The 12,471-nt window shown below is 62.9% G+C and carries 11 protein-coding genes and 1 riboswitch; of the genes, 1 reads left to right on the top strand and 10 read right to left on the bottom strand.

All coding sequences use genetic code 11. The annotated features are described in order from the left end of the window. The first annotated feature begins 50 nt into the window (after window positions 1–50). Entirely contained in the window at window positions 51–560 is a 510-nt protein-coding gene (locus MRY75_RS16770; protein ID WP_292309148.1) for a MarR family winged helix-turn-helix transcriptional regulator, read from the top strand. Here MRY75_RS16770 and MRY75_RS16775 read toward each other — a convergent pair. The 10 genes from MRY75_RS16775 to ugpC all read right to left on the bottom strand — a co-directional run bounded on the left by MRY75_RS16775 (window position 557) and on the right by ugpC (window position 12,470). Beyond that, window positions 557–754 carry a hypothetical protein gene (locus tag MRY75_RS16775; RefSeq protein WP_292309149.1) on the bottom strand — a complete coding sequence of 66 codons (198 nt, stop codon included), beginning with the start codon at window positions 752–754 and terminating at the stop codon, window positions 557–559. The two genes, MRY75_RS16770 and MRY75_RS16775, sit on opposite strands and share 4 nt — an antisense overlap. Continuing rightward, the gene (locus MRY75_RS16780) at window positions 751–1,179 is read right to left on the bottom strand and encodes a hypothetical protein (protein WP_292309150.1); all 429 of its coding nucleotides are present in this window, start codon (window positions 1,177–1,179) and stop codon (window positions 751–753) included. Before MRY75_RS16780 ends, MRY75_RS16775 begins: the two co-directional genes overlap by 4 nt. Next, window positions 1,169–2,413 (bottom strand): agmatinase family protein, encoded by a 1,245-nt coding sequence (locus MRY75_RS16785; RefSeq protein WP_292309151.1) that lies wholly within the window; start codon window positions 2,411–2,413, stop codon window positions 1,169–1,171. Before MRY75_RS16785 ends, MRY75_RS16780 begins: the two co-directional genes overlap by 11 nt. Further along, window positions 2,394–3,161 carry an ABC transporter ATP-binding protein gene (locus MRY75_RS16790; protein WP_292309152.1) on the bottom strand — a complete coding sequence of 256 codons (768 nt, stop codon included), beginning with the start codon at window positions 3,159–3,161 and terminating at the stop codon, window positions 2,394–2,396. Before MRY75_RS16790 ends, MRY75_RS16785 begins: the two co-directional genes overlap by 20 nt. Next, complete coding sequence (locus MRY75_RS16795; RefSeq protein ID WP_292309153.1) at window positions 3,158–3,970, bottom strand: ABC transporter permease; 813 nt, start codon at window positions 3,968–3,970, stop codon at window positions 3,158–3,160. The genes MRY75_RS16790 and MRY75_RS16795 overlap by 4 nt, the downstream gene beginning before the upstream one ends. Before the next feature lie 39 nt (window positions 3,971–4,009). Continuing rightward, a complete protein-coding gene (locus tag MRY75_RS16800; RefSeq protein ID WP_292309154.1) occupies window positions 4,010–5,056 on the bottom strand; it encodes a putative urea ABC transporter substrate-binding protein in 1,047 nt (348 codons plus the stop codon). Window positions 5,057–5,135: 79 nt separating this feature from the next. Beyond that, a riboswitch (guanidine-I (ykkC/yxkD leader) is annotated at window positions 5,136–5,240 on the bottom strand. 179 nt (window positions 5,241–5,419) lie between these two features. Then, the gene (locus MRY75_RS16805) at window positions 5,420–6,022 is read right to left on the bottom strand and encodes a response regulator transcription factor (RefSeq protein ID WP_292309155.1); all 603 of its coding nucleotides are present in this window, start codon (window positions 6,020–6,022) and stop codon (window positions 5,420–5,422) included. A 3-nt stretch (window positions 6,023–6,025) separates the two neighbouring features. After that, window positions 6,026–9,964: a PAS domain-containing protein gene (locus MRY75_RS16810; protein WP_292309156.1), complete on the bottom strand. Its 3,939-nt coding sequence runs from the start codon at window positions 9,962–9,964 to the stop codon at window positions 6,026–6,028. Between the two features lie 174 nt (window positions 9,965–10,138). After that, entirely contained in the window at window positions 10,139–11,329 is a 1,191-nt protein-coding gene (locus tag MRY75_RS16815) for an FIST N-terminal domain-containing protein (protein ID WP_292309157.1), read from the bottom strand. A gap of 142 nt (window positions 11,330–11,471) precedes the next feature. Then, the gene (gene ugpC / locus MRY75_RS16820; RefSeq protein ID WP_292309158.1) at window positions 11,472–12,470 is read right to left on the bottom strand and encodes a sn-glycerol-3-phosphate ABC transporter ATP-binding protein UgpC; all 999 of its coding nucleotides are present in this window, start codon (window positions 12,468–12,470) and stop codon (window positions 11,472–11,474) included. Window position 12,471: the final 1 nt, after the last annotated feature.

The raw sequence follows: 12,471 nt of genomic DNA on the forward strand, positions 1-12,471 counted from the left end.
AAAGCAACAAAAGTCAATATCATTTCATTTGCAACGAGTTTGGAACCGCCATGACGCCCGACACCTTTCACCTGTCGTCTTTCCTGCCCTACCGCCTTGCCGTGCTGTCCGAACGGGTCAGTCGGCGGCTGTCGGTGGAATACGGGCGGACGCACGGTCTGGTCGTCGCGGAATGGCGTGTGCTGGTGCATCTGCTGCGGTGCGGGGCTGTGTCGGTCCGGGACATCCACAATTGCGTCAATCTGGAAAAACCGCGCGTCAGCCGGGCCGTGTCACGGCTCGAAGCGGAGGGGCTGGTGCAGAAAACGCAAGGTGAAGGCGATGGGCGACTGGTCGCCATCTCGCTGACCGAAGCGGGACGCGACGTGCTGACGGACATCATCCCTGCTGCTACGCGGATCGAACGCAGCATGATGGAGGCCGTCAGCCCGGACGATCTGGCAACGTTCTTCCGCGTGATGGAGCGGATGCACGCGGTGCTGGACGATGATCCCGAGGCCAAACCGCGCACGGAGATGGACCGACGCCCCGGGATCACCGCGTTGGCGCAACAGGGCTAGGTTTTTGCAATGCGCGCCTTCGGGCGCCTGGCCCTTCGCGACCCGGGTCCGCCTCGCCATGCGAGGATCAGGGCCGAAACGATCGCGGCGACGCCGCCCAGCAAGGGCAGCGTAGAGGCGATCATGACCACCTCGTGATGGGCCGCTGCCGGGGTGGCGACAAGCGCCAGCAAGACCGCAAGCGCTCTCCTCATGTCACATCCCGCGCGGCGGGGTGGAGTTTGAGGAAGGCGCGCAGGTCGGTCACCTGTTTGGCGCGCAATGAGACATAGACAAAGCCCATATTCGTCCGCTCCGTCACCATGTCGCCGGGATACGGCAGATAGGACAGTTCCTGTGATCCGAAGGAGGGCGAGGCCGTGCCGACCTGCCATTCCGTGGTCAGTTGCACATCCACCAGTTTCATCGAGGGTCCGCCATCGGGGGCCGCGATTTCCAAAGGCACACCCGCCAGCCGAAGGTAAGACATCTTGTCCTTTGCCGCGACAAACCCGTCGATGAACTGCGCGGTGAGCACCTGCAGCTCTTCCGCCTTGTCGGCGTCAGGCATATGGCTGTGCAGGTGGTCGCCATGGCTGTGGTTGTGGCCGATATGGCCGTTCACGATATCATGTGGCATTGGACCACCGCTTTCCTTCGAACGCGCCATGCGGGATCGTCACGGGCTTATCGATATGGCGCTTGTGTTTGCCAAGATTGCCCGAGGCGACAAGGCTGCCCAGCACATCGACGATCACGCGGGTGCCCATGAGTGCGGTGATTTCGGACTGGTCATAGGGCGGCGCCACTTCGACCAGCTCCATGCCGCAGATGCCTTCGGCTGCGACCTTGGAGGCCAAGGCCAGTGCCTCGCGCGGCAGGAAGCCACCGGGTTCGGGCCAGCCTGTGCCGGGCACAAACCCGCAGTCGATGCTGTCGATGTCGAAGGACATGTAAACCATGTCGACCCCATCCCACGCCATCTCGAGCGCCATCTCGGCGGTCTTGTCGACACCCATCTTTTCCATGTCACCCATGGTGATGATGTTGGTTTCGCGTTCGCGCGCGACCTTCACCGCCTCGCGGGGGACCTGCCAGCCGCCGATGCCCACCTGCACCAGGTTCTTGGCAGGCACGTTGGGCAGGTTCGTGGAATGGAACCACGGGGTTGTGTGCATCCGCTCGTCCAGATCCTTCTCCTGAATGTCGGCGTGGCGGTCGAAATGCACGATGCCGATCTTCTTGGACGTACATTCCGCAATCCCGCGCACACAGGGAAAGCCGATGGAATGGTCGCCGCCGATCATGATCGGCAAACTGCCCGAGGAAAACACGTGGCTGACGGCGCGGCTGATCTGGTCAAAGGTCTTTTCGATATTGGCGGGGATCGTGAACACGTCGCCCGCATCACAGAGCGTCATCTGTTCACGCAGATCGACGGCCATTTCGTAATTGTAGGGCGTGTAGAGCGCACTGATCTTGCGCACACCCTGCGGGCCGAACCGAGTGCCTGCGCGATAGGTCGTGCCGCCGTCAAAGGGAATGCCCAGAACGGTGGCGTCATAGTCCCCCACCTCGGTCACGTCCTCGGCATAGGGGGCCTTGAGAAAGGTGTTGATCCCGGCGTAATGCGGCAGCTCCCCACGGGCGAAGGTGGGGATGGACTTGTCCTCGATGCTGTCGGCCCCGGTCAGGCCCATGCGCAGCGCCCATTTGCGCTCCTGCTCCCAGCCGCTGCCGGGGATGCCCGCCTCGTCATGCATCGCCTTCCAGCCGCGCAGCTTGGTCAGGTCGGGATGGTGATGGCGCGCCTCGGTGCGGGGGTGATCCGCAGGGTGGTGCGACCGGGTCCGGTCACGCGGGCTGTGGAACATGGGAAGCCTCCTTCAGGGTCTGGTACGGGATGCCGCCATTGCGGGCATCGAAATCGTAGGTGATGGTCGCGCCATAGCGGGACGGGTCGTGCGGGTCCCAACGGGGCTTATCGAAGACGAGAACGCGGTCACCCAGCTTGAACGCTTCTTCGAGGTCATGGGTGACCATGAACACGGTCATGCCGGTTTCGGCGCGCAGGTCCTGCAGGAAATCATGCATGGACACGCGCGTTCCGGGATCGAGCGCGCCGAAGGGTTCATCGAGCAGAAGGACACGCGGTTTCGCGGCCAGTGCCTGAGCGATGGCAAGGCGCTGCTGCATGCCGCCCGACAGCGTGGCCGGGTAGTTGTCGGCGACGTGATCCAGGCCGATACGCGCGAGCGTCCGGTCGGCGCGCTCGCGGGCGGCCCTTGATTTTTCTCCGAAAAATCGGCCCCACCCGCTGCGGAAGCTTTCACCAGCCACGATGTTGTCCCGCACCGTCATATGCGGAAAGACCGAATAGCGCTGAAACACGATGCCCCGGTCCAAACCCGGTTCGCGCGCAGGCTCTGCCCCGTCGATGCGGATCTCGCCACGCGACGGACGCTCCTGAGCCAGCAGAAGCCGCAGGAAGGTGGACTTGCCACAGCCGGACGCTCCGACGATGGAGATGAACTCTCCCTCGTCCACGTCCAAATTCACGCGTTCGATGATCGGGCGGTTGTCATAGGTTTGGAACAGGTCGCGGACGGTGACAAAGCTCATAGCCCCTCCTCCGCCCACGGGTAGACACGGCGCGAGGCCCAGCGCAGAAGCCAGTCCATCGCGAAGGCAAGCAGGGTGATCCAGATCACGTAGGTCAGGATGACGTCCATCGCGAGATAGCGGCGCACCAGGAAAATGCGGTAGCCGAGGCCCAGATCCGCGGCGATGGCCTCGGCCGCGATCAGGAAAAGCCATGCGGGGCCAAGCGACAGGCGCACCGCCTGTATGAGGCGCGGCATGACCTGCGGCAGCGCCACGCGGATCGCAATGACCCAGCTTGACGCGCCCAGTGTCTGCGCCTTGACCAGAAGTTCCTGCGGAATTTCGAGCGTGCGCTGACTCAGATCGCGGATGATGAAGGGCAAGGTGCCGACGACGATCAGCACCACCTTGGAGAGCTCACCCAGCCCGAACACGATGAAGAGGATCGGCAACAGCGCCAGTGGTGGGATCATCGACAGCACGGCCACGAATTGCGACAGCAGGTTGCGCACAAGCGGGAACAGACCAATAAGCAGGCCGAAGACCAGCCCGACGCTGGCCGAGATGGCGATGCCCAGCCACAGCCGTTGCAGGCTGGCCCATGTGTCATGCCAAAAGAGGATGCGCCCCGTGCGTCTGTCGCCTTCGGTGAGCAGGCGCATCATCGTATCGCCAATCGTTCCAGGCGCGGGCAACAGCTTGTCCGACGGGTTTTCCGTGAGCCGGATATCCGACCCCATCGCATAGGCGATCATCACCGCTGCAAAGGGCAGCAGCACGAGAAACAGCGCGAGCGCGGGGCCGGGTTTTATGTTGATCAGACGCATCGGGAAGATGCCGCCACGCGCACGCGTGACGGCGGGTCCTTAGAGGCTGCCGTCGGCAGCCATCTGCATGTAGGTCGTGTCGAAGCGGAACATGACGTTGTTCGCATCACCCGTGATCGAGCCGTCCGGATAGGCCACACCGACGAAATCCGCCGAGGGTGCACCTTCACCCAGAATGCCCTTGTCGAACAGGAATTCGGCAACATTGACCATCGTCTGCGGCAGCTCTGCGCTTTCGGTGAAGGCCACCGCGGCGGCGGGATCGTAGAACATCTCGGTCGAGGCAAGCTGGGCCTTGTATCCGGTCAGATCGGTGCCCGAGGCGTCGGCCATCGCGGTCAGGACGTCTTCGTCGCCTGCCGCCATCAGGCTCATCACCTCGTACCACGCCCCCACCAGCGCCTTGCCGAAATCCGGGTTCGCGTCGAGCGTTTCGGTGTTCACCACCATCAGGTCGATGATTTCGCCGGGGATGTCGGAGCTGTCGAAAATGCTGTTGGCCCCCGGTGTTTCGAGGATCGAGGACACCAGCGGGTTCCATGTGACCACCGCTTCGACATCGTCAGTGGCAAAGGCCGCGATCATGTCGGCGTCCGACGTGTTGATCACCCCACCCAAATCCGCCTCGGACAGGCCCACACTGTCGAGCCCCCGCGCCAGCAGATAGTGCGAAACCGACAGTTCCACGAGGTTCACCGGCTTGCCCGCCAGACTCGTCAGATCGCCCTCGCCCTTGAGGATCACCGCGTCATTGCCGTTGGAATAGTCACCCACGATCAACGCCGTGGTGTCGACACCGCCACCCGAGGGGATCGAAAGCGTGTCCATGTTGGTGGCGGACACACCATCGAATTGACCGGCGGTGTATTGGTTGATCGACTCGATATAATCGTTGATCTGCACGATCTCGACATCGATGCCGTATTTTTCGGCCCATTTGTCCATGATGCCGCTGTCTTCGAGATAGCCCCAGGGCATCCAGCCGACATAGATCGACCAGGCGACACGGAATTCGGTCTTCTCTTGCGCGACAGCGCCGGTCGCAAGGCAAAGAGCAAGGGCGGTGGTGGTTACAAGCTTTTTCATCTTCGGTCCCCATCAGGTTTTCACAATGGAATGACCGCGTGGAGGGCATCATCGGAGCGCGGGTCAAACCAGCGCAGTAGCCTCCCGGGATTTTGCCCCGCCGTGTACTGCCCGGGATTGACCGGACAGCGATATCTCTCGGACCAGACCGTGTGTGCGACGCGGAACCCTAGACATCCTGCACCTTCACCCAAGCGAACTGTCGCTTGCCGGGCAAGTTCGGCCTCGGTCCAGTCTTCACGTTGGACGACGCTGCCCATTCCCTACGCCGGCACAGCGGCGAATGGTCAAAAAACGGGCACACGGGAAAGTGCCTGCGTCAGAGAAGCTGGGGGATTGCAGGAAGAATCGGGGGCAGAACGCTCAGATCAGACCAGATTGCCGGGCGCGGGCGACGGCGCCTTTCGTATCAAGCGCGTCGAATTTTCGGCAGAGGGTCTTGACGACGAATGCGACCGTCACCTCTTTCAAACCCAACGCCGCAGCGATCTCGGGCACGGATTGCCCCTGATCGAGGCCTGTCAGAACCTGCACTTCGCGCGTCGTCAGATCGGCGACGCGGGATTGCGGCGCAGGCTCGGCGTCGCTTTCGAGCATGTTGACGACCTGCCCCTCGGCCATGGCACGGATGGCCTGAACATAGCTTTTCGCCGGCAGCTTCTTGGGCAGAAACCCCGCCGCGCCAAGGCGTAACGCCTCGTCCACGATATGCTGGGCGAGATTGCCGGACATGAGCGCGACCGGCGCTCCCCTGCCCTCGGTCAGGGCGCGGCGCAGACCGTCGAGCCCGTCCATACCGGGCATGTGGTAATCCAGCAGGATCAGGTCGAACGGCGGATGCTCTGCGACCTGGCGCAGGACACTGTCCAGATCTTCGGCCAATGTCACACCGATCTCTTGACGCGACAGCATCGCGTCGAAGAGTTCGCGCAACATCTCCTGATCATCGGCAATCAATACCCGCATGGTTCAGCCAGTCTGTTCCGCTGCGGCCAGCAAGGCCAATTCCGCCTGAAGCACCAGTGATCGTCGGTCAATGGGCTTTGGCAGGACGGCGGAAAAATGCACACCGGTCCGACCGGCTTCACCGGCAAGGGCGGTCACAAGAAGCATCGGCAATCCGGGCACGAGACGTCGCGCCTCATCGGCCAGTTGCGCACCGGTCATGTGCGGCATGTCGAAATCCGTGACCACGAGGTCCCAGCTGCCGGGATCATCCCTGAGTGCGTCGATCACGTCCTCGGGATTGGTTGTGGACGCGACTTCGGCCCCGGCCGCTTCGAGATAGGCGGTGATCACATCCAGCACTTCGGGATGGTCATCAACCACGATGATCATCCGACCATCGAGACGGCCCGTTGCGGCATCAGTGGAAACAGGAACCGACGGGAGCGACTGAACGGCGTCCACCGGCCAGAACACGTCGAACCGTGCTCCTTCGCCGGGGGCAGTCGTCAGACGCAGCGCACCGCCATTGTCCTCGATCACCGACGACACGACGGCCAGTCCCAGACCGGTGCCCAGATCACCTTTCGTGGTGAAGTAGGGCATGAGAATCTGCGAGGCGACGTCCTCGGACATGCCCGGCCCTGTGTCTTCGACGGTCAGGCAGGCGTATCGCCGCGCCGGATCAACGCGCCCGACAGACATCGGCCCCATGTCTCCAACCTGCTGCGGCGCGGCCAGTCGGATCGTGACCGTTCCCGGCGCACCGGCAAGCGCATCGCGCGCATTGATCGCGAGATTGAGCAAAAGCTGCAGAACATCGGTCGGGTCGGCCAAGGCCTCGACCGCGGTTTCGGGCAGGGTCAGGGACAGGCGGGTCGGCGCGCGCAGGCTGGACCGCACAAGCTCGGCCGCCTCCTTGACCGGCTGCCGCAGGTCGAGATTGACACGGGCCGACTTTCGCGCTCCGAGCGTGAGCAGACGTTTCACCAATCCGGCCGCCTGATCCGACGCCGCCAGAATGCGGGACGCGCCCGAGGCGGTCGATGCGTCCTTGTCGGCGGTTTCCATGATCAGCGACGCCCCGCCGGAAATGATCGCCAGCAGATTGTTGAAATCATGGGCAAGCCCCGCCGCCATCTGGCCGATCATCTCGCGGCGTTGTGCCAGTTGCAGTTCATTGAGAAGGCGTTCGCGTTCGGCCCGTTCGCGGCGGCGGACGGAGATGTCGCGCGTGATGCAGAGCAGGCCACCATCAGCGTTCACCGTGAGAGAGACATCCTGTTCGACGGGGCTGCCGTCGCGCGCAAGGCCGACTGTCTCGCCTGACCAGCCGCCATCCCGCATCAACGCCGGGAAGACGTGCTTTTCGATCCATGCAACCTCTTCGGGCCCATAGAGCATGGCATAGGACTGGCCAAGAACCTCCTCTTCACGCGTGTATCCGAACATCTCCAGATGCGCTCGGTTCATATAGACAAAGCGCCCTTCGGCGTCGGTGATGGCGATCCCGTCAAGGCTTGCTTCCATCGCAGCGGCCCGATCGGCCAAGGCGCGTTGCTCGGCAAGCTTGAGGTCCGTGATGTCGACGCGCAATTCAACACGGCCGCCTGCGGGCATGGCCTTTTCGAAAACGCGCAGCCACGTCCCGTCGGGCAGCATCTCTTCGAATTCCCGGTCCGGCTCGGAATGCTGCGCCAGTCTTTCGGCCAGCCACTCTTCCTCGCGGCCAATCGCTTCGGGATACTGGCCCACCTGCACGCCGTAGCGCATGATGCTTTCGAACTCGGCACCGATGACGATGGCCGGTTCGGACAGGGCATGGATTTGGCGGAACCGGCTGTTGCAGATCACCAGCCGATCCTCTGCATCATACAGCACGAAACCATCCTGCAGCGCCTCGACGGCCTGCTCGAGATTGGCGCGCGCCAGGGCCGCCTCACCGGCCGCGCGACGCAGCGATTCCGCCTGTGCGCGTTGTTCGGTGATGTCGACCTCGACGGCAAGAAAGCCCGCAAGACCACCTTCGTCATTGTGCATCGGCTGGATGTCGATCGAGAGCCAGTATTCGATGCCGTTACGTGCCTTGTTCAGCAATTCGACCTGCACCGCCTGACCGCGGTCAAGCGCGTCGCGCATCTTGCCCACGGTTTCGGGATCCGTCTTGTCGGACTGGAGAAGCTTGCCCGGGTTCTGCCCCCTGACCTCGTCAAGCGTCCAGCCGGTTGTCTGCTCGAACGCGTCGTTGACCCATTCGATACGACGTTTTGCATCCGTGATGACGACGAGGTTGGTGGTGCGGCGGGCAATTTCCGACAGCCGTTCAAGTTCCGTCGCTTTCTTGCGTGCCTCCGAGATGTCCCGCAGCGCGATCAGATAGCCCTGATCGCCGATCGCAGACCCCGTCAACTGCCACCATCCGGACAAAGGCGGCAGGAGTGTCATCTCGAAGGTGTGTCGGACGACCGGTGCTCCGGCGTCCAGTTCGGCCATCTTGGCACGCAACGTCCGCACCATCTCGGGGTTGAGCTTTTCTTCGGGCAGGCGGTTGAAGAAGGCATCAAAAACCGCATCGGGGATTTCGATCGTGCCCGAGTGCCAGGACGTAAACCGTCCTTCCCGGTCCAACTCGACGATGAGATCCGGCATTGCGGACAAGACCGCCTCGAGCCGGGTGCGCTGCGACAGGGTCTCGGCATGGGCGGACACCAGCCGCTCTTCGGCGTCGCGACGTGCCAGAACCGACATGATGACCTTGGCCACCGAGCGGATCAGATACACCTCGCCGGGCAGGAAATTGCGCAACTCGCGGACCGCGTCAAAACCCACGAACCCGCGAAACGCCCCGTTTTCCATCATCGGCACGGTCAGGAGCGATTGGATGTCCTGCTCCAGCAGCCCGTCCTTGTCCGGCGCATCATCCGGCAAGGCCGCGACATCCGGGATCAGGACGTCTTCACCCGACGCGAATTGCGTGCGCCAATGGTCAATCGTCTCGGCGGGCATGCCCTGTAGAAGGTCGCGGACAGGGGTGATGCCCGGCGCGCACCATTCGTGCGTGTTGTCGATAAAGGCGCCGTCCGAGCGAAGACGGAACACATAGACGCGGTCCATACCGGTCACTTCGCCCATACGCGCCAGGGCGGTGTCGATCGCAGCATCGGTGTCCTGCAGCGACGCGCTCAGCAAGGCATCCAGAATGCCGATGACGTGCCCCTGCATTTCGGTCAGGCGCGCAAAGGCATTCTGCACCGTTTCAAGCGGCGCATCCAGAACCGCGTCGGACCGTTCCAGCGGCTTGCCTTCGACAAGCGCCAGCAGCAAGGCATTGCGACGTGCTTCGCGCAGCGCCAGCAACGCCTGCGTTGCCAGTCGGGAGACATGTTCAAGGCTGCGCAGATCGCCCGCAGTATATCGCTTGGCCAGCTTGCAGCCGATGAAAAAGGCGCCGGCGGTCTCGTCCGGCATTTCAAGCGGCACGATCATGCCGGACGCGGGCACATTGCTCCCGCCCGGCCAAGGCAGACCCTCGATCAGACCCGTCAATTTCGCAATGCGTCTTGGCCGCGTGATCAAGGCCGCCGGAAGCGGCAATCGCTGACCCTGATGCGTCTTGTCGGCGCAGACCGACACTACCGTATGATCCCCTTCGGCCTGAACGAAAAAGCAGTCGCGTCCGCCGATTTCGCGCTTGAGCACGTCAAGCAGGGCCTGCATGGCTTCATCGGCGCCGGATTTGCCGGTCAACGCCTTCAACGCTTCGGACAGGATCAACCGCTCCTTGAGCGCCTTGGCTTCACGGAGACGGATCGTTTCGGTGTCTGCAAGCGCCGCGCGCACGGCCTCCGTTTCGGCAAGAAGCCGACGGTTTATCTCCTGGATTTCACGGTTTTTCGCTTCGAGTTGCGCCTCGGCATCCAGCCGCGCCTGTTTTTCACGCTCATACAGGCTCCGTGAGATCATCAGGTCTCGAGTATCGCCATTCATTCGTCGGGTCCACTTGCCACCACTTCCAGTACATTCTCAAACAATTGCCCCACGATACTCGAACCACCCGAACCGGCCGCACCTGCGATACGATTCGAATGTCACTTTCGGGAAACCCACCCGCTCACTGTGGGCCCCAAACTTAGCCTATCACACCTCGTCCGCACTGAACATCGTGCACGAGATCATCAGATTTCCATGTTTCGGACCGTCGCCATCCGGCACACCCTGCTCTCCGAAACTGAAGAGCCCAAGCCAGGGGAGATTCCCAAGCTCGGCCTGAATGCCCGCGGACACTTCGTCCATGCGGTCACGTACCGCCAGCATGCAGCCACCGCAATAGACAACGAGCGCGCCTGCGACAGCACCACCCACATCCGTCTTGGCCCGCGCCGCGACACGGCCCGCCCGTGCAACCAGACTGTCCGCCGTTCCCTGCATCTGCCAAAGCTGATCGCCTTCCGCGACGGCTGCAAACAGATCGACCGCACCATCGGGATGGGCGATGGCGGGATGCGCCAGGAGATGAAACGGAACGCCCGCCACTTGCCGGGTGACACGGCCCAGCGGCCAAAGCGTGGCCTCGGCAAGAATGGATCGCGGCCCATCTCCGGCCATGGCAATCGCCCCGGAACTCCATTCGTTGAGCACCTCGACCGCCTTGCGATCGTCAATCTCGTAAACACGCCGCCCCGAGACCCGCGTGACCACGCCGTTCGCGCCTGTCGGGGCATAGCCGCTCTGATACGACGACGCGACCTGGCGTGACGGGAACAGCACCGTCACCACAAGCCCATCCCCATGCACCGCCTCCGTGCTGAATTGAGACCAGCGCCCCGACACATCATTGTCCGCAGAACTGCCACCAACGATCAGCGTTTCAGACCCGACGGCATCCCGCAAACCGGCCAGCACGTCTTCCTCGCGCCCGGGCGCCACGGTGAGCCAGACCAGTTCGGGGATTTCCCCGGGTCGGCCAGCCCGCTCCAACGCGATCATCACGGCATCATGAGCAGCGGTTCGGGCATCCTCACCCAGATCGGCAGAACAGGTGCCATAGCTGCCCGCCGAATCCCAAATCGCAAAGGCCCCCAGACCGTTACCCGTAATATCGACACCCGACGGTCCCATCACCCCGAGACAGGATGAGCCGCCATGCAGGGCATGTGCCCCCAGAACCGAGATTGCCTCGCGGTGCACCTGTGCGACATCGCGCTCCACGCCGAAATGCAGCGCCACGAAATGTGGCGCACCGCGACGGTCGATCTCGAGCTGTGACGCAATTTCAGCGATTGCCTCTGCGATATCCGGAGAGGTTCCCTGTGCTGCCGATATTTCCATTGTCCAGTCCTTTGACGTGGACGTTAACCGGAAGTCTGCTTGGTCTGCCACCGAAATACTGCGCCGACCAAATGTAAGCCCCGATCACGGGCGCATTTTGTGCCAGCCGCGCGACAAAAGGAACGGCTGGCGGTGATCAGGATCAGATGCGGGGCCCGGATGCATCAAACGTCATCTCGTGTTCGGAACTCCAGCCCAGACCGACCTCTGCCCCCTCTTGCGGGAAGGGCGCGGCGGCATCCTGGCGGACGGTGACTTGCGTGCCGTCGGCGCAGGTGAGGTGGACCAGCGTTTCCGCGCCCAGCGCCTCGCAATAGGTGGTGCGGGCGCGCAGGGGGCCGGTGTCGAAGAGGCGCATGTGTTCGGGGCGCACGCCCAGTTTGATGCCCGACGCGCGGCCTAGCAGCGCACCGGAGAGGAAATTCGTCGGCGGTGATCCGATGAAGCCCGCGACGAATTCGGTGGCCGGGTTGGCATAGACCTCGAGCGGCTTGCCGATCTGGTCGGCCACCCCACCATTCATCACGATCATGCGGTCGGCCATCGTCATCGCCTCGACCTGATCATGGGTCACGTAGAGCGATGTCACGCCGAGTTCGCGCTGCAGGGCGCGGATCTCGAGCCGCATCTGCACGCGCAGTTTCGCGTCGAGGTTCGAGAGCGGCTCGTCAAAGAGGAACACCGCCGGTTTGCGCACGATGGCACGGCCCATGGCAACGCGCTGGCGCTGGCCGCCGGACAGCTCGCGCGGTTTGCGGGTCAGGTAGGGTTCAAGCTGCAGCAGCTTGGCAGCCTGTGCCACGCGGGTTTCGATCTCGGACCGGGGCACCTTGGCGATCTTGAGCCCGTAGGCCATGTTGTCGAAGACCGACATATGCGGGTAAAGCGCGTAGTTCTGGAACACCATGGCGATGTCGCGCGCCATCGGTTCCTCTTCGTTGACGCGTCGCCCGCCGATCTGGACCTCGCCATCGGTGATGGTTTCAAGCCCCGCCACCATGCGCAGCAAGGTGGATTTGCCGCAGCCGGACGGGCCGACGATGACGATGAATTCGCCGTCTTCGATGTCGATGGACACACCATGGATGACATCGGTCTTGCCGAAGGATTTCTTGACGTTGTTGAGGGTCAGCGTTGCCATG

The sequence above is a fragment of the Marivita sp. genome (genome assembly GCF_022763305.1).
In the GTDB taxonomy this organism is placed as follows: Bacteria; Pseudomonadota; Alphaproteobacteria; order Rhodobacterales; family Rhodobacteraceae; genus Marivita.